Genomic DNA, 16,269 nt, shown 5'->3' on the forward strand with positions numbered 1-16,269 from the left:
GTTCTGCCCATGCCTGCTTCGCTGGAAGACAGCCGTTTCGCCCGGTTCGCCCTTCGGTGCTCGCACTTCGCCGAGCGCTGGTTTCCCGATTCTTATGTGTTTGCCGCGTTGGCGGTGGTCGTTGTGGCTCTCGCCGCGCTGGCCATCGGAGGTACGCCCACGGCGACCGCCGCCGCGTTCGGTGACGGCTTCTGGAGCCTGATCCCCTTTACCATGCAGATGGCCTTTGTGGTGATCGGTGGCTACGTGGTTGCCAGCTCGCCGCCGGCGGCGCGGCTGATCGAGCGCCTGGCGCGCCTGCCCCGCAATGGCCGTTCAGCCGTGGCCTGGGTGGCGCTGATCTCGATGGTGGCCTCGCTGCTGAACTGGGGGCTGTCGCTGGTATTCGGCGGCTTGCTGGTGCGTGCGCTGGCGCGCCGTGAGGACCTGCGCATGGATTACCGTGCCGCCGGGGCCGCTGCCTATCTGGGACTGGGCGCGGTGTGGGCGTTGGGGCTGTCATCGTCAGCGGCCCAGCTTCAGGCCAACCCGGCCAGCCTGCCCCCGTCGATCCTGGCAATTACCGGTGTTATTCCGTTCACCCAGACGATTTTCATGTGGCAATCCGGATTGCTGTTGCTGGCATTGGTCGTGGTGTCTCTGGTAGTGGCCTACGCTACGGCACCTGGCCCGGCAACGGCGAAGGATGCGCGTGCATGCGGTGTCGAGCCGGTCTTCAGCCTGCCCAAGCTACCGAAGCGGGAGCGCCCGGGTGAATGGCTCGAATACAGCCCCGTGCTGACCTTGATCCTGGTGGTGCTGGCCGGGGGATGGTTGGCGAAGGAGTTCGCCAGCAAGCCGGCGATCACGGCTATTTCCGGGCTGAACACCTACAACTTCCTGTTCATCATGCTCGGCGCGCTATTGCATTGGCGGCCGCGCAGCTTCCTTGATGCCGTGGCCCGGGCAGTACCGACCACCACGGGGGTGCTGATTCAGTTCCCATTGTATGGCTCTATTGCCGCGATCATGACAACGGTAAAAGGCAGTGATGCCCAAACCGTGGCCCACCACATCTCGACGTTCTTTGTGCAGATCGCAACCCATGACACTTATGCGTTGCTGATGGGCGTGTACTCGGCGGTGCTGGGCTTCTTTATTCCGTCCGGGGGCGGGAAGTGGATCATTGAAGCACCTTACGTGATGCAGGTTGCCAATGACCTGCAGTATCACCTGGGCTGGGCCGTACAGATCTACAACGCCGCCGAGGCGCTGCCTAACCTGATCAACCCTTTCTATATGCTGCCCCTGCTGGGCGTACTGGGGCTCAAGGCGCGGGAGCTGATCGGCTTCTCCTTCGTGCAACTGCTGGTGCATGCGCCGCTGGTGTTGCTGCTGTTGTGGCTGCTCGGCGGAACGTTGGCCTATGCGCCACCTGTGATGCCCTGAAATGACACTGCCCTCGCGATGCGAGGGCAGTGGGGCAGGCCAGGGCCTATGTCACACAATCAGCAAGAGGTAGATCTAGCCGCCATCGGTGTCGATGTCGGCATCCTTGGGCTTGTACAGCTTCTCCTCATCCTGCTCGGGCTCAAAGTCCGGGCTGAAGGTGTTCCCTTCCGGCGTTGAAGGGTCATCGCTTTCAGGCAGGCCTGAAGTGCGATCGTCAGGTTCGCGGGTGGTCATCATTGCCTCCGCTTACTTATCGGTGCCAGTGCCTTCAGAGCCAGTGCCGCCCATTCCCGTCTTGCCATTGGTGGGCTTGGTATCACTGCCCTGAGGCGTCGTTACATCAGCATTGCTGCCTGGCTTGGGCGAGGTCGCGGTGGAGCCATCGGTGTTGCGGTTCGGCAGGGCGCCGGTGCCGGTTCCGGTTGCGCCACCTTTATTGGCAGGCAAGGTCCCCGGGGTGGTGGGGTCGGTGGTGCCAGTGCTGGAATCGGCCAGGGCGAAAGTACTGCCAGCGCCCAGAGCGGCGGCCAGGAAAAGAGTAGTAAGGCGTTTGCTGATCATGTTCGTCTCCAGTATGAAAGACACATGACTTAAGGCGATCAACGGAGCGCAAGGTGCCAGCGAAGCGACGAATGGTCGGTGGCTGGGCGCGCGGAGGAGGGCAAAAATCAGTTCGCAAGCTACGCCCTCTTGCCTGTGAGAGCCGCAGGCGTAGCTCGCGAATGGGGGTCAGACCACCATCGACAGCAGCATGATCAGGATGATGCCCACCACCGAGAGGATGGTTTCCATCATGCTCCAGGTCTTGAAGGTTTCTTCCACGGTCATGTTGAAATACTGCTTCACCAGCCAGAAGCCGGCATCGTTCACGTGCGACAGGATCACCGAACCGGCGCCGGTGGCCAGTACCAGCAATTCGCGGTTCACGTCCGGGATCAGCGTTACTACCGGGGCGACGATGCCCGCGCCAGTGATGGTTGCAACGGTCGCCGAACCGGTAGCCACGCGGATCACCGCCGCCACCAACCAGGCCAGCAGCAGCGGGTTGATCTGCGCGTGCACCGCCATCTGGCCGATTACGTTACCTACGCCGGTATCCACCAGCATCTGCTTGAAGCCGCCGCCGGCGCCCACGATGAGGATGATCGCCGCAGTGGGCGCCAGGCTCTGGTCGAGCAGCTTCATCACTTGCTGGCGAGAGAAGCCACGGGCGAAACCGAAGGTGTAGAAAGCCAGCAGTAGCGCGGCGAGGAGGGCGGTGATCGGGTGCCCGATCAGGTCCATCCAAACCCGTACCACATGGTCTGCGGGCAGTACCACGTCGGCAAAGGTCTTGAGCAGCATCAAAAATACAGGCAGCAGCACAGTAACCAGGGTCACGGTGAAGCTGGGCAGGTCCCGCGCAGTGGATTCCTTGGCGATCTGGTCCATCAACTCCTGCGAGGGGTTGCCCGGCACGTAGCGCGAAATGAAGGAGCCAAACAGCGGGCCGGCGATCATGGCGGTGGGCAAACCGACCAGCAGCCCGTAGAAAATGGTCTTGCCGATATCAGCGCCAAACACGCCAATGGCCAGCAGCGGGCCCGGGTGCGGCGGCACCAGGCCATGCACCACCGACAGGCCCGCCAGCAGCGGAATACCCACCTTCACCAGCGACACCCCCGAGCGGCGGGCGACGATGAACACCAGCGGGATCAGCAGCACGAAGCCGATCTCGAAGAACAGCGGAATCCCGACCAGAAACGCCGAGAACATCATGGCCCAGTGCACGTAGCGCACGCCGAACCAACGGATCAGGGTTTGCGCGATCTGGTCAGCACCGCCCGAATCCGCCATCAGCTTACCCAGCATGGTGCCGAGCGCGAGCACGATACCAACGAAGCCAAGCACGCCACCAAAGCCGTCCTGGAACGACTTCATCACCTTCGCAACCGGCATGCCGGAGGTAAGGCCAAGGAAGCCGGCGGCCAGGGTAAGCGCCACGAAGGGGTGAACCTTCAGTTTGGTGATCAGTAAGATCAGGCCGACGATGGTAACCAGCGCGTCGATCATCAAAAAGGTATCAAGGGGCAAACCAAACATGGTTCAGGGCCTCGTATTGTGATTATTAAGGGCACAGAAGGGGGCGCCAGCGGTATCGCAGCCGGCCTGGCTGTGATCGTCGGCACCGTTTTCCCGCAGCCAGCCATCGACGTGCTCTGCAAGCTCGGCAATCGGCTCTGCAGCGTTGACGGTCAGGGTGAAGGCTTCGCCGATGGGCGATTCAAGTGTGGCGAACTGGCTGTCCACCAGGCTGGGCGGCATGAAATGGCCCGGCCGGTGAGACACCCGGTAAGCCGCTTCCTCGCGGGTCAGTTCAAGGAACACGAAGCCCAGTTCCGGAACCGCCGCGCGCAGCGTCTCGCGATAACGGCGTTTGAGCGCTGAACAGGTCAGCACCGGGCGTTCGCCCTTGGCGACCCAGGCCGCCAGCTCTTCGCCGAGCCGTTCGAGCCAACCGGCGCGGTCGGCGTCATCCAGGGGAATGCCAGCGCTCATTTTTTCTATGTTGGCGGCGGGATGAAACGCGTCGCCTTCGATCAGCCGGCCGCCGCTGCGCTCGACGATAGCCGCGCCCACGCTACTCTTGCCGCAGCCGGACACGCCCATCACCACCAGCGCGCTGAGGGGAGAAACCATCTTTACCTCCAGCGGGGTAGCGCTGTCTCGGAAGAGGTCGACAACCGTTCCGCTGACGCCACACCCAGTTTTGTTGTTGGTATTGTCAAAGCGGTATGACAGCTTCGACCGCGGCAGGGGCACGATTGTGCATTGCTCCCCGCCTGAGACAGCGCTACCTTAGCCAAATTCCTACAATTCGCAAGCGTAAATTCCTACACTGCGCCTCCTGACGTCGTTGCTACCCGGAACCCGCACCATGGCCCGCCCCGGCACCCGTACTACCGGTCGTCCCACGCTTACTGAAGTCGCTCGCTTGTCCGGCGTCTCTCCCATCACTGCATCAAGGGCCCTGCGCGGGGTGAGTACCGTGGCGCCAGAGCTCGCCGAGCGTGTACGGCATGCGGCGACCAGCCTGGGGTACATCGCCAACCCGGCCGCGCGCGCGCTGGCCTCGGCGCGAAGCCATTCGGTGGTGGTGCTGATCCCTTCGCTATCCAACCACCTGTTCATCGATACCCTGGAAGCCATCCATGAGGTGCTGCGGCCCCGCGGCATGGAAGTCCTTATCGGTAACTTCCATTACGACGAGAGCGAGGAAGAAAACCTCATTCGCAATTACCTGGCCTACCAGCCAGCAGGAATGCTGCTCACGGGTGTGCAGCGCAGCGAGGCGAGCCAGCGGATGCTCGCGGCCGCCAACGTGCCTTGCGTGCACATGATGGAGCTCAGCGGCGATGACAACCTGGCCTGCGTGGGTTTCTCCCAGGAGCAGGCGGGCGCCGTGGCGGCGCGGCACCTGCTTGGCCGCGGGCGAACCCGGTTGGCGTATGTAGCAGCGCAGCTGGACCCGCGGGTAATGCGCAGGGCCGACGGCTTCCGTAGCGCATTGGCTGCTGCTGGGCTGCACGATCCAGCATTGGAGCTGATGTCGCCGCTGCCCTCGTCGATCGAGCTGGGGGGCGCGCTGTTCCGCCAGTTGCTTGAGCAACATCCGGAGGTGGACGGAGCGTTCTTCTGTAACGACGACCTGGCTCAGGGCGCCATTTATGAGGCCCAGCGCCTGGGCGTGAAAATTCCCGATCAGGTGGCAATGGTGGGCTTCAACGACCTGCCGACCTCCGCGCACATGGTGCCGCGGCTGACTTCCATCCGTACGCCTCGCGCCGAAATTGGCCGCCAGGCTGCCTTGCTGCTGCTGGCAAGGCTGGACGGCCAGCCGCTGCAAACGGGCCCCCAGGACCTCGGTTTTGAGTTGATTGTCAGGGAAAGCTGATGACCGGTCACCGGAACGCCGGTGATTTCAGTGAACTCCGCTCCAGATCATTGCGTCCTCAATAGTGTAGGGCGATGTGAGCTCGCTACAGGCAGCGCGCATCAACAGTCCACTTCCTTTGAGGAGCGACATGATGACCATACCAAACCAGTCACCGACGCCGAAGGGCGCGGACCGTGCACAAGATCACCTGCATAACCTGAGCGAGGAAGCCAGTTCTGCAGTGGGCGACCTGAAAGAGCAGGGTACCCAGAAGTACGAACAGTACCGTGACCTGGCCGCCGATCAGATCGAAGGGCTGGTGGAAGGCGCACAGTCTGCCGCCTCCGCGATGGAGGGGCATGACACGTTGGGGCTGTCGCAGGGCCTGGCGGATGTCGCTACCAGCCTGGGCGAATTTGCCGAGCGCATGCGCAACAAGAGTGCCGAGGAGCTGTTGCAGGAAGGCGCTCGTGTAGCCCGGGAGAACCCGGTGCTGTTCCTGGCGGGTACTGTAGCCGTTGGTTTTGCGCTGTCACGTTTCCTGCGCGCCTCGGCGCCAGCCCCTACCGCTTCGGATAGCGACGATGGGCTGGGTGCAATGGCACCGACCCCGGCCGAAGCCTATGGCGCCTCGGACCCGTACGAAACATCGCAACCGGTGCAGAGCGCCGTTCCGCCTGCCCGCAGCACGGCCATCGACCCGCTGCCTGCAGCAGACCCGCTCGGCGAGGCCGCCACGTACCCCACCCTGGACAAGCCCGTGGACCCGCTCAATAAAGGAGGCCTGGTATGAACGTAGACACTCGCACGACGAACCAAACGGCCCAGCCTACGCAAATGCGCCGTGACGGTACCGTACACACCCCGGAAGGGGACGCCAGCGTAATCGGCTTGCTGCGCCAGCTGACCCATGAAGTGCCAGCGCTGTTCACCAAGGAACTGGCACTGGCCAAGGCCGAGATGGAAAACAGCCTCGGTACCTTGAAGGCTGGCATTGCCGCCGTGGCTGGCGGGGCGATTGTACTGCTCGCCGGCTTTATCGTACTGCTGATGGCGGCGGTATACGGGCTTAGCACTGTGCTTGAGCCCTGGGCTGCAGCGCTGATCGTGGGCGGTATCGTGGTAGTGATCGGCTTTGTGATGATCCAGGCGGGTAAGAAGCAGTTCGAGCCTTCTCACTTCAAGCCCGACCGCACGCTTAATGCCTTGGACAAGGACCAGCAAACCCTGCGGAGTAAAATGCCATGACTTCTTCGATTACCGCGCAGTCGCACAAAAGCCCGGAAACGCTTGAGCATGAAATTGACCAGCAGCGGGCCAATATCAGCAGCATCGTCGACGCCCTTGAGAGCAAGCTGACCCCCGGCCAGTTGTTTGACCAGGCTTTGGCGTACACCAAGGGCAACGGCGGGGAGTTCTTCCAGAACCTCGGTACCACCGTGAAAAACAACCCAATCCCCACGGTGCTGGCAAGCCTGAGCCTGGCGTGGTTGGCAATGAACCAGAACCGCCCGATTGCCCCAGCGCGGGTGCACACCGGCCCAAGCCTGATGGACCGCGCCAGCGCCGCCGCAAGCAAGGTAGGCCAGGCAGTGGACAGCGCCAAGGAACAGCTCCGCGGGGCAGCCGACACGGTGACTTCGCGTGCCTCGTCCGTGGCCGACAGCGTGACCGCGCGAACCTCGGCTGTGAAAGACAAGGCAGGCAACTGGCGTGACGGTGCGAGTGAGCGCTTGGCTGACGGCAGCGAACGGCTCGGCCGCAATGCCCATGACCTTACCGCTCAAGCGCGGGAGACCGGCGCTCAGGCGAAAGGGCAGTTCGAACATATGCTTCGGGAACAGCCGCTGGTATTGGCCGCTATCGGCCTGGCCCTTGGGGCTGCGGTGGGTGCGGCACTGCCTTCGACGCGCCATGAGGACCGCCTGCTGGGTAAAACCAGCGACCGCTTGACCGACCAGGCCAAAGCCAAGGCTCGTGAGGTGAAGGAAACCGTTACCGCCCAGGCCAGCACCGTAGTTGACGAAGCCCGAGGGCATGACTCGGCTAGCAGCACTGTTAACCCGCCGTACAAAGGTGAGGACACCGACCTGTCGCGTGGCTTGGGTACTCATCACTGAAAGCGTTTCATTCTGGTTTCTAACGCCCGGTTGCCGATTGGCACCGGGTTTTTTTTGCCTTCAGGTTATTATCGTCAAAATCCCGACGCTAATGGGCGGCGTTCGGCGCGTCGACCTTGCTTTCCGCCAATTTATATACCAGTCTCCCTGCGTGCGTTCCCGAGGCTGGGGCAAGGATGCACATAAAAATGACAGCAAATGGCCGGTAGTGGCGGAATGAAATCGAACTGCTACGGTCTGAGACTCGGTTTTCACACTTGGTAACGCCTTAATGCGCCTGACACTTGATCCTCGCAATGACATCGACGCGGCTCTTCTGAAGTATCGGCGGGTTTTCTGGTCACTGGCGATCTTCAGCGGCGTCATCAACCTGTTGGTACTCGTCCCGTCCCTTTACATGATGCAGGTGTACGACCGGGTACTCACCAGCCGTAACGAAACCACGTTGCTGATGCTCACGCTGATTGCGATCGGCCTGTTTCTGCTCAGTGGGGTGATCGAATGGCTGCGTGGGCAGGTGATGATCCGCATGAGCGCCGGGATTGATGCCAACCTTGCGCAGCGCCTGTTCGACGCCGCGTTTACCCGTAGCCTGCGCAAAACCGACAGCAACCCGGCGCAGGTGTTTGGCGACCTCACCCAGGTGCGGCAGTTCATCACTGGCCAAGGCCTGCTGGCCATGCTCGATGCCCCGTGGCTGCCAGTGTTCATGGTGATTGCCTTCCTGTTCCACCCTTGGTTCGGTGTGCTCTCCCTGGTCGTGGCCCTTACCTTGGTGGTGCTTGCCTTGTGGGGTGAACTGTCCACGCGGCCCAGCCTGGCACAGGCCAATGCCCTGTCGATGAAGGCCAACCTCTATGTGAACAGCAGCTTGCACAACGCCGAGGTGATCCAGGCCATGGGCATGTTGCCCGCCTTGCGCAAGCGTTGGGGCTGGCTGCAACAAGGGATGATTGCCTCCCAGGCCGTGGCCAGCGATCGCGGTGCGCGGATCAGCGCCATGACCCGTTTCGTGCGGATCGCGGCGCAATCCCTCTCGCTCGGGTTAGGGGCGTTGCTGGTGCTGGAAGGGCAGATCTCTGGCGGCATGATGATCGCCATGTCCCTGTTGTTGGGCCGGGCGCTGGCACCGGTAGAAGTAGCCATTGGCTCGTGGAAACAGTTCGTCGGCGCGCGCCAGAGCTATCGCAGGCTCAGTGACCTGCTGGCCGAGGAGCCCGTTGCCGTGCCGCCCATGGCGCTGCCTGCACCTACCGGCGCGCTGAAGGTCGAGCAACTGCAAGTGGCCGCGCCGAACTCGCAAGAGCCGATCATTCGCGGGCTCGATTTCGAACTGGCCAAAGGCGAGATCCTGGCCGTTATCGGCCCGAGCGCATCGGGTAAATCGAGCCTGGCGCGGGCCCTCGTGGGCATCTGGCCACCGCTTGCAGGAGCCGTGCGCCTCGATGGTGCGCCGTTGGATCAATGGGCGCCCGAGGACCTGGGCCCTTATCTGGGCTATCTGCCGCAGGACATTGAACTGTTCGATGGCAGCGTGGCCGAGAACATCGCCCGCTTTGGTGAACTGGACTCCGAGCCGATCATCCAGGCCGCACGCCATGCCGGGATTCACGACATGATCCTGCGCTTCCCGCAGGGCTACGACACGGTGCTGGGCCCAGGTGGGCAGGGGCTGTCAGGCGGGCAGAAGCAACGCATCGGGCTGGCGCGGGCCGTGTTCAAGCAACCGGCATTGATCGTGCTGGATGAGCCCAATTCCAACCTCGATGAAGCCGGCGAGAAGGCGTTGGTGCATGCGCTGCGCGCGCTGAAAAACGCTGGCAGCACCATCATCATGATCACCCACCGGCCCAGCGTGCTGGGCGTGGTCGACAAAATCCTGGTGCTTAACGAAGGGCGGCAGCAGCTGTTTGGCACCCGTGACCAGGTGCTCAAGGCGGTGCTCCCGCCGGCCAGCGCACCTTCACCGGTAAGAGAGGCACGTTCCGATGCGTGATGTCACTGCGCGGCGCCCCTTGGCGCCGGTTACTCCGATCAGCTCCGAAACCGCCAATGCCGATGCCGCCAGTACAGCGCGCAAGGGGCTGTGGTTTCTGCTGATCGCTTTGGGCGGGTTCTTCCTGTGGGCGTTTCTTGCCCCGCTGGACCAAGGCATGGTGGGGCAGGGCAAGGTGGTAGTCGCCGGGGAGCGCAAGACGGTACAGCCGCTGGTGGGCGGCGTGGTCGAGAAAATCCTCGTCAACGAAGGCGACCTTGTAAGCCCGGGGCAGCTGCTTGTGCAGCTCAATACCGTCCAGGCGCGATCCCAGCTTGAGGTCACACTTGGCAAGCTGCTCAATGCGCGGGCCACGGAAGCGCGCCTCACGGCTGAACGGCTACGCCAGGACACGATCGAGTGGCCCCAGGACTTGCTGGAACATGCAGCCGACCCCCGGGCGAAGGCCGCCATGGCTCTGCAGCAAAACCTGTTCCTCACGCGCAAGGCGGAGTTGGCCAGCCGCCAGGGGATCGTGGACCACGAGGTGACGTCCCTCAGCCAGCAGCTGCGGGCATATCGCCAGGTGAAGACCAACTACGACGCCCAGATGAGTTTCCAGCAGGAAGAGCTCAACGGGCTGCGCGACCTCGCGCAGGAGGGCTACGTGCCGCGGGCCAAGCTGTTCGAGGCCGAGCGCAATACCGCCCAGCTGTCGGGCCAGATCGCCTCGGCCATTGGCGACATCGGCAAGACCGAACAGTCCATCAACGAGAGCAAGCTCAAGGCCATGCAGCAGGAGCAGGAATTCCGCCGCGACGCGGAAAGTCAGCTCAGTGATGTGTCGGCGGAGGCCTCTGGCTACGCCGATCAGATCCGCGCCTTGCAGTTTGAAGTGGACAACGGTTCGCTGCGCGCGCCGGTGGCCGGTGAAGTGATGAACCTAACCGTGCATACCATCGGCGGTGTAGCCACGGCCGGCCAAGCATTGATGGAAGTGGTGCCGGTAGGCACACCGCTGGCGATCACCGCCCGGTTCCCGCCGATGCTGGCCAACAAACTGCGGCCCGGGTTGCCGGTGCAGGTTCACTTCACGGCCTTGCAGCGCGTGGACACACCTACCGTGACGGGCACGGTCATGACCGTTTCCGCCGACCAATTGATCGACGAGCAGACCCATCAGCCGTACTTCTCGGCGAAAGTCGAAATACCGGCCGACACGTTGCCCAAGCTACAAGCCAAAGGCTTGCCGGTGAAGCCGGGGATGATGGCGGACGTGACGGTAATCACGGGCGAGCGCACCTTGGTCAATTACCTGATGAAACCCTTGCGTGAGCGTTTGCTCGCAGCCTTCAAGGAAGAATGAATGAGGAACCGCTGGCTTGCGTTAACCCTTTTGTGCCTGGCCATGCAGGCCCATGCTCAAAGCCCTGAAACCGACCATTTGACCCTGATGCAGCTGTATGACGCCTCGCGGCTCAACGACCCCGTGATGCGCTCGGCGGACTTCTCCCACCGCGCGGCGCAAAACGAGGAAGCCATCGGCCTCGGCGGCCTGCTACCGCAATTGTCGCTCAGCTCACGCTACGGCAAGGGTGGCCGTACCGACGGTGGCACCGATGAAAGCTACGTGGACAGCGACGACTACCAGTCAAACAGCATGTCGCTGATCGCCCAGCAGCCGATCTACGACAAGGGCCGTTGGGCGGCCTATCAGCAAGGCAAGGCCCGCGGTGAACTGGGTGAGGTGCAATACGATGTGGCCACTCAGGCGCTGTTCGATCGCGTGGCCAAAGCCTACTTCGCCGTGGCGAGGGTGGAAAACGAGCTGAAGTTGATCGCGCAACAAAAGGCGGCCATCGCCGGGCTGGTGAAGCAAAGCCAGCGGCTGCTCGACAAGGGCCAGGGCGCAATCACCGACGTGGACGAAGCGCAGGCGCGCTATGACCTGGTGGAAGCTCAGGAAGCCGAGAACCAGGCGCAGCGGATAGCCGCCCTGCGTACGCTATCTGGCCGCGGCAGCCTGCCCCTGCTGGAAATCACGCCTATGCGCGAGTTGCCCCCGGACACCAACCCATTGAGCGATACCCAGGACCTTGGGTACTGGACAACCCTGGCCCGAGAGGCGAGCCCGGAACTCGCGGCCCGGATGGCGCAAGTGAAAGTGGCCGAAACCCAAGCCGACTCGGAAAAGGCCGGGCACTACCCGACGCTGTCGCTGACCACACAGTTGACCCGCCGGGACAATACGCAATATCAGGACCTCTCGCCTCGCCAGGACAGTTACTACGTAGGCCTCGCGCTGGACATCCCGCTGTATCGCGGCGGTGCCACCAGCGCTTCGGTGCGCCGGGCAACCGAAGCATTGGCCGGGGCCCAGGCAGACGCTGATGCGCAACGTCAGCAACTGAGCGAAGACGTGGAAACCGCGTACGCCGGTGTAGTTGCCGGGTTCGCCAAATGCCGCGCCACGCAGCGGGCAGTGGAGTCCAACCAGCGGGCGCTGGTGTCTACCGAAAAGGGTTTCCAGGGCGGTGTGCGTTCTACCGTGGATATCCTCGACGCCCAGCAACGCTTATTCGAGGCCCGCCGGGACCTGTTGAACGCCAAGCTGGACATGCTGCAGAGCTACGTCACGCTGCATGTTCATACCGGCCAGATGGACCGCGCCGTGCTGAGCCACGTGGAGGCGATGTTCTGATTGTCAGGACACCGCTTCCAGAAACACCGGCCAGTCGACGTTTCGGCCGCACAGCACCACCGCCAGCCGTTTGCCCTTCAGGCTACGCGCGACCTTGAGGGCGCCCGCCAGCGACACGCCGGCGGCGCCTTCGATGATCCAGTGTTCATCCACGGCCACGGCGCGCATGGCCCAGCGGATTTCTTCTTCTGTCACCAGCACGCTGCGGTCCAGTAGCCGGCGGCAGAGGTCGAAGGTTACGGCGCCTGGGTAGATGCCGCCGATATTGCTGCTGCAGATGCTGAACTCTTCAGGCACCGATACGATTTTTCCGGCTTCCAGGGACCGGTACATGGGGGCCGATTGCTCAGGCCAGCAACCGATAATCTCCGCGCCAGGGTTAAGCCGTGACAGGGCCGTGCCCAGCCCGGAAACCAGGCCACCTCCACCGACCGAGGCGAACACGGCGTCGAGTTCCGGTAGCTGCTCGTTCAGCTCTACCCCCACGGTGCCTTGGCCCGCAATCACCGCAAGGTCATTGTAGGGTGATACGTAAGTCTTGCCCTGCTGGCTTGCCTGCTGCTCCGCCTCCAGCTCGGCGTCCAGCGACGTCCCGGGCACTGTTATCACGGTAGCACCCAGCGCCCGCATGGCTTCCACCTTGTAAGGTGAGGTTTTGTTCGGTGTGTAGATCGTAACCTCCACGCCTGCAACCCGGCCTGCCAATGCCACGCCCCCACCATGATTGCCCGACGTGGCGGCGATCACCCCCTGGGCACGCTCCGCTGGCGAAAGTAGCCTGAGCTTGTTAAACGCGCCGCGGTACTTGAATGAACCGGTATGCTGCTGATGCTCGCATTTGAGATACACCTCGCAACCGGTGGCGGCCGATAAGCGCTGGCTGAATGTCAGTGGGGTCACGGCCACCGCCGGGCGCATGGCGGAATGTGCGGCGATGATGTCCCGGTACAATTTGTCGAGCAGTGCGTCCGTGCTTTCAGTCGTCTCGGTCATTCTCGCTCCAGGGGAATAAACGCTCAGGTGAATAGTCAGCCTGCGCCGCGCCAGCGGTGAGGAAGGGCCTCGGCAAGGAAGAGTGTAGTGGCCCTTCTCGGGTTCAGCCGCAAGCAGAGTGAACCCTGCGAGTGCGGGGCGCCTCGAATGAGCGTGAACCCTGAAGGAGAGCAGTAATGAACGATCCACGGCAGCAGCAACATCCTGGCCAGACGCCCGCCGATTACGATGAATACGGCGATGAACCGCAGCGGGACGAACCGGGCCATGAGGATACCGGGGACTCATCGCCCCTCAAGCCAGACGAGGCGCTGACAGACCCGGCTTGAGCCGACGGGCTTGAGCCAGCTAGAAGGCGAACGATTCGCGGCGATCGGGCACTGGCAGCCGGATTTCGGCATTGCGTAGTGGGTTGCGGGGCGTTGCCTCGGCCTGGGCTGGTGCCTCTACCTCTGCCTCTGCGGGCGGGACCTGGGCGGGCGTGCGCCGGCTGGCCTTGCGGACCGAACGCTTGGGTGGTGCCAGGGGCTTGACCGCAGCCAGGGCGCTTGCGCTGTCACTCATGGGCGTTGTGCGCCACGAAGTGCTCAGGCTCCTGGCCTGCGCAACCAGGTCGGCCACGCCGCCCGAGCGGATAATCCCTCCTGCACCATTGGCCAGTACATCTACCCCACAGGCGCTATGGCTAGCGATTGTGCGATTCTCGTCTACGGCGATGGTTTGCACGAAATTGGGATCGGCCACGGTGACAGTAAAGCGCTGCTGCGCCAGTGGCGCGCTCAGGATGGTCAACGTAGCGGTGCGGCAGGCGGAATAGAAATACAGGCTGCCAGTACGCTGCAGGTCCAGATGACGGGTTTCGATGGCATCGGCTGGCACTGGGTCGAAGACGATATCAAACGCCAGCTGGCGGCCCGCACCTTCGACGATGCCGGACATTGGAACCCGCTCTGGGCGGGCGCTGGGCAACAACGCCTGGGTGTCGATGGTGAATGCAAGGCCGGTAAACGCCGGGCCGGAAGCGGGCAGGGCGAGAGGCACTGTTGCGTTGTCGCTTGAGCTGGCGCGCGCGGTAGGGTGCAAGGCCAACGAGCTTACCAGGTTGCTATTCCCGATCTTGGTGAGCTGCAGCGCAGTGCCTGCGGTGCCAGGCACCTCTCGGATACCGAAATCAGTGCCATCGCCCACGGCTTCCGAGGGCACGGAAGTCACTTGCGCTCGCTCGCCTGCGCTGGCTTGCACGAGAAGCAAGCTACGTGCGAGGGTAAATTTGGTCAGCCCGGCGTAGTCGCCCTGTGGAGCGCTACCGCCGTCCGAGAACGCAGTGTATTGCAGGGGCGGGCCTTGCACGCATCCGCTCAGCAATGGATAGCCCATGACGAGCGCCAGCACCGATCTGGTTCTCATGATTGTTCACCTCTAATGCAATCCAATTGCGCCGCGACGCCTCCATGGCGCCGTTCGACTGAAGGAAACATATCCTTGCCGGTCGTCGCTGTCCAGTGACAAAAGCCGGAACTGGAAACGTTTTCTACTGTCACGTTCCAAAGTGACCGGTTAGTCCATTTTGCCATCACTGAGTGCTCGAGGGCCCTGTCGGACAACTGCAGTAAGCCATCGCCCCAAAAAGCGGGATGGAAAGCAAGTAGTAGCAAAAAAATCCGCCAGCGGGTGCTGGTGCTGGCATAGCTTGTACGATAACGTAGCACTATCTGCCGCCGACCTGATGTGGCAGCCCGCATAATGATAAGAAGTGGGAGTGCTCAGCATGCATGCCAGCAAGAAAACGCATGTGCGTTATCTGATTCTGTTCCTGTTGTTCGTAGTGACCACGATCAACTACGCCGACCGGGCGACCATCTCGATCGCCGGTTCGAATATCCAGAAAGACCTTGGTATCGACCCGCTCACGCTCGGCTTTATCTTCTCCGCTTTCGGTTGGGCCTATGTGGCCGGGCAAATCCCGGGGGGCTGGCTGCTCGACCGCTTCGGCTCCAAGAAGGTGTATGCCGCCAGCATCTTTACCTGGTCGGTGTTCACTATCCTGCAGGGCTTCGTAGGCTTCATGCCCGTCGCTACCGCGGTCATGGCTTTGTTTACGTTGCGCTTTCTGGTGGGGTTCGCCGAGGCACCGTCGTTCCCGGGTAATGCGCGGATCGTCGCCGCCTGGTTCCCCACTGCGGAACGCGGCACGGCGTCGGCCATCTTCAACTCGGCGCAATACTTCGCCACCGTATTGTTCGCGCCGCTGATGGGCTGGATCGTCCATGCCTGGGGCTGGGAACATGTGTTTATCGTGATGGGCGGCCTGGGCGTGGTATTCGCCGGCATCTGGATGAAATTCCTCCACAACCCCGGCCAGCACCCGATGATCGGTGAAGAGGAGTATCGCCACATCGCGGACAACGGCGGGTTGGTCGACATGGACCAGCCCGGCCAGAAGCGCGCCGGGCCGCAGTGGGGCTATGTGCGCCAACTGTTGTCCAGCCGCATGATGCTCGGCATCTATCTGGGCCAGTACTGCATCAACGGCATTACCTATTTCTTCCTTACCTGGTTCCCGGTGTACCTGGTGCAGGAGCGGGGGATGACTATCCTGAAGGCAGGGTTCGTGGCTTCGCTGCCGGCCATCTGCGGCTTTATCGGCGGAGTGCTGGGCGGAGTAATCTCGGACTGGCTGCTGCGCCGAGGCCACTCGCTGACCTTCGCCCGCAAGTTGCCAATCGTATGCGGCTTGCTGCTCTCGACCACTATGGTGCTGTGCAACTACGTAGAGCTCGATGCGCTGGTGGTCGGCTTCATGGCGCTGGCCTTCTTCGGCAAGGGCGTGGGTGCGCTGGGTTGGGCGGTGATGTCCGACACCTCGCCCCGGCAGATCGCCGGTATCAGCGGCGGCCTGTTCAATATGTTCGGTAATGTGGCCTCGATCACTACCCCCATCGTGATCGGCTACCTGATCTCCACCACCGGCTCGTTCAAGTGGGCACTGGTGTATGTCGGCGCCAACGCGTTGGTGGCCGTGTTCAGTTACCTGATGATCGTAGGGCCTATCCGCCGCGTGCAGTTGCGCGATGCTGAAGGCCGCCCATTGCTCGAATCACAACCCGTACAAGCCTGATGACATTACAAGGGG

Annotated in this window: 16 protein-coding genes; 10 read left to right on the forward strand and 6 right to left on the reverse strand. The window is 62.5% G+C overall.

The features are described 5' to 3' along the window. The first annotated feature begins 9 nt into the window (after positions 1 to 9). Entirely contained in the window at positions 10 to 1,428 is a 1,419-nt protein-coding gene (locus G7016_RS06090) for a short-chain fatty acid transporter (protein ID WP_181111947.1), read from the forward strand. A gap of 75 nt (positions 1,429 to 1,503) precedes the next feature. Here G7016_RS06090 and G7016_RS06095 read toward each other — a convergent pair whose 3' ends face one another. From G7016_RS06095 to G7016_RS06110, 4 genes are all read right to left on the reverse strand, one after another. Continuing rightward, positions 1,504 to 1,665 carry a hypothetical protein gene (locus G7016_RS06095; RefSeq protein ID WP_181111948.1) on the reverse strand — a complete coding sequence of 54 codons (162 nt, stop codon included), beginning with the start codon at positions 1,663 to 1,665 and terminating at the stop codon, positions 1,504 to 1,506. Positions 1,666 to 1,677: 12 nt separating this feature from the next. Next, positions 1,678 to 1,992: a hypothetical protein gene (locus G7016_RS06100; protein ID WP_181111949.1), complete on the reverse strand. Its 315-nt coding sequence runs from the start codon at positions 1,990 to 1,992 to the stop codon at positions 1,678 to 1,680. Between the two features lie 168 nt (positions 1,993 to 2,160). Continuing rightward, positions 2,161 to 3,513 (reverse strand): GntP family permease, encoded by a 1,353-nt coding sequence (locus tag G7016_RS06105; protein ID WP_181111950.1) that lies wholly within the window; start codon positions 3,511 to 3,513, stop codon positions 2,161 to 2,163. A 3-nt stretch (positions 3,514 to 3,516) separates the two neighbouring features. Beyond that, complete coding sequence (locus tag G7016_RS06110; RefSeq protein ID WP_181111951.1) at positions 3,517 to 4,110, reverse strand: gluconokinase; 594 nt, start codon at positions 4,108 to 4,110, stop codon at positions 3,517 to 3,519. Between the two features lie 238 nt (positions 4,111 to 4,348). On the opposite strand from G7016_RS06110, the gene G7016_RS06115 reads away from it, so the two are divergent. The 7 genes from G7016_RS06115 to G7016_RS06145 all read left to right on the forward strand — a co-directional run bounded on the left by G7016_RS06115 (position 4,349) and on the right by G7016_RS06145 (position 12,143). Beyond that, on the forward strand, positions 4,349 to 5,365 hold the full coding sequence (locus G7016_RS06115; RefSeq protein WP_181111952.1) for a LacI family DNA-binding transcriptional regulator: 1,017 nt from the start codon (positions 4,349 to 4,351) through the stop codon (positions 5,363 to 5,365). Between the two features lie 133 nt (positions 5,366 to 5,498). Continuing rightward, on the forward strand, positions 5,499 to 6,140 hold the full coding sequence (locus G7016_RS06120; protein WP_181111953.1) for a hypothetical protein: 642 nt from the start codon (positions 5,499 to 5,501) through the stop codon (positions 6,138 to 6,140). Between the two features lie 44 nt (positions 6,141 to 6,184). Continuing rightward, a complete protein-coding gene (locus G7016_RS06125) occupies positions 6,185 to 6,595 on the forward strand; it encodes a phage holin family protein (RefSeq protein WP_181112197.1) in 411 nt (136 codons plus the stop codon). Next, positions 6,592 to 7,467 carry a DUF3618 domain-containing protein gene (locus tag G7016_RS06130; RefSeq protein WP_181111954.1) on the forward strand — a complete coding sequence of 292 codons (876 nt, stop codon included), beginning with the start codon at positions 6,592 to 6,594 and terminating at the stop codon, positions 7,465 to 7,467. Before G7016_RS06125 ends, G7016_RS06130 begins: the two co-directional genes overlap by 4 nt. Positions 7,468 to 7,738: 271 nt before the next feature. Continuing rightward, positions 7,739 to 9,463 (forward strand): type I secretion system permease/ATPase, encoded by a 1,725-nt coding sequence (locus G7016_RS06135; RefSeq protein WP_181111955.1) that lies wholly within the window; start codon positions 7,739 to 7,741, stop codon positions 9,461 to 9,463. Next, positions 9,456 to 10,808, forward strand: coding sequence for an HlyD family type I secretion periplasmic adaptor subunit (locus G7016_RS06140; protein ID WP_181111956.1), 1,353 nt, complete (start codon positions 9,456 to 9,458; stop codon positions 10,806 to 10,808). The genes G7016_RS06135 and G7016_RS06140 overlap by 8 nt, the downstream gene beginning before the upstream one ends. Before the next feature lie 42 nt (positions 10,809 to 10,850). Continuing rightward, positions 10,851 to 12,143 (forward strand): TolC family outer membrane protein, encoded by a 1,293-nt coding sequence (locus G7016_RS06145; protein WP_258195098.1) that lies wholly within the window; start codon positions 10,851 to 10,853, stop codon positions 12,141 to 12,143. 3 nt (positions 12,144 to 12,146) lie between these two features. On the opposite strand, the gene G7016_RS06150 is transcribed toward G7016_RS06145, so the two are convergent. Further along, the gene (locus tag G7016_RS06150) at positions 12,147 to 13,136 is read right to left on the reverse strand and encodes a threonine/serine dehydratase (protein WP_181111958.1); all 990 of its coding nucleotides are present in this window, start codon (positions 13,134 to 13,136) and stop codon (positions 12,147 to 12,149) included. Positions 13,137 to 13,312: 176 nt separating this feature from the next. Between G7016_RS06150 and G7016_RS06155 the strand changes: the two genes are divergently transcribed. Continuing rightward, positions 13,313 to 13,465, forward strand: coding sequence for a hypothetical protein (locus tag G7016_RS06155; RefSeq protein ID WP_181111959.1), 153 nt, complete (start codon positions 13,313 to 13,315; stop codon positions 13,463 to 13,465). A gap of 19 nt (positions 13,466 to 13,484) precedes the next feature. Here G7016_RS06155 and G7016_RS06160 read toward each other — a convergent pair whose 3' ends face one another. Next, a complete protein-coding gene (locus G7016_RS06160; protein WP_181111960.1) occupies positions 13,485 to 14,543 on the reverse strand; it encodes a hypothetical protein in 1,059 nt (352 codons plus the stop codon). Positions 14,544 to 14,904: 361 nt separating this feature from the next. Here G7016_RS06160 and G7016_RS06165 point away from each other — a divergent pair, with 361 nt between their 5' ends. Further along, positions 14,905 to 16,254: an MFS transporter gene (locus G7016_RS06165; RefSeq protein WP_181111961.1), complete on the forward strand. Its 1,350-nt coding sequence runs from the start codon at positions 14,905 to 14,907 to the stop codon at positions 16,252 to 16,254. Positions 16,255 to 16,269: the final 15 nt, after the last annotated feature.

Origin of the sequence: Pseudomonas japonica (assembly GCF_013522925.1) — a bacterium.
In the GTDB taxonomy this organism is placed as follows: Bacteria; Pseudomonadota; Gammaproteobacteria; order Pseudomonadales; family Pseudomonadaceae; genus Aquipseudomonas; species Aquipseudomonas japonica_A.

Bases quoted from the DNA above. Each gene is read 5' to 3' on its own strand.
- G7016_RS06160 (WP_181111960.1), bottom strand. From the start codon at position 14,543: ATGAGAACCAGATCGGTGCTGGCGCTCGTCATGGGCTATCCATTGCTG.
- G7016_RS06120 (WP_181111953.1), top strand. From the start codon at position 5,499: ATGACCATACCAAACCAGTCACCGACGCCGAAGGGCGCGGACCGTGCA.
- G7016_RS06130 (WP_181111954.1), top strand. From the start codon at position 6,592: ATGACTTCTTCGATTACCGCGCAGTCGCACAAAAGCCCGGAAACGCTT.
- G7016_RS06150 (WP_181111958.1), bottom strand. From the start codon at position 13,136: ATGACCGAGACGACTGAAAGCACGGACGCACTGCTCGACAAATTGTAC.
- G7016_RS06095 (WP_181111948.1), bottom strand. From the start codon at position 1,665: ATGACCACCCGCGAACCTGACGATCGCACTTCAGGCCTGCCTGAAAGC.
- G7016_RS06135 (WP_181111955.1), top strand. From the start codon at position 7,739: ATGCGCCTGACACTTGATCCTCGCAATGACATCGACGCGGCTCTTCTG.
- G7016_RS06110 (WP_181111951.1), bottom strand. From the start codon at position 4,110: ATGGTTTCTCCCCTCAGCGCGCTGGTGGTGATGGGCGTGTCCGGCTGC.
- G7016_RS06100 (WP_181111949.1), bottom strand. From the start codon at position 1,992: ATGATCAGCAAACGCCTTACTACTCTTTTCCTGGCCGCCGCTCTGGGC.
- G7016_RS06105 (WP_181111950.1), bottom strand. From the start codon at position 3,513: ATGTTTGGTTTGCCCCTTGATACCTTTTTGATGATCGACGCGCTGGTT.
- G7016_RS06140 (WP_181111956.1), top strand. From the start codon at position 9,456: ATGCGTGATGTCACTGCGCGGCGCCCCTTGGCGCCGGTTACTCCGATC.
- G7016_RS06145 (WP_258195098.1), top strand. From the start codon at position 10,851: ATGCAGGCCCATGCTCAAAGCCCTGAAACCGACCATTTGACCCTGATG.
- G7016_RS06165 (WP_181111961.1), top strand. From the start codon at position 14,905: ATGCATGCCAGCAAGAAAACGCATGTGCGTTATCTGATTCTGTTCCTG.
- G7016_RS06155 (WP_181111959.1), top strand. From the start codon at position 13,313: ATGAACGATCCACGGCAGCAGCAACATCCTGGCCAGACGCCCGCCGAT.
- G7016_RS06125 (WP_181112197.1), top strand. From the start codon at position 6,185: ATGCGCCGTGACGGTACCGTACACACCCCGGAAGGGGACGCCAGCGTA.
- G7016_RS06115 (WP_181111952.1), top strand. From the start codon at position 4,349: ATGGCCCGCCCCGGCACCCGTACTACCGGTCGTCCCACGCTTACTGAA.
- G7016_RS06090 (WP_181111947.1), top strand. From the start codon at position 10: ATGCCTGCTTCGCTGGAAGACAGCCGTTTCGCCCGGTTCGCCCTTCGG.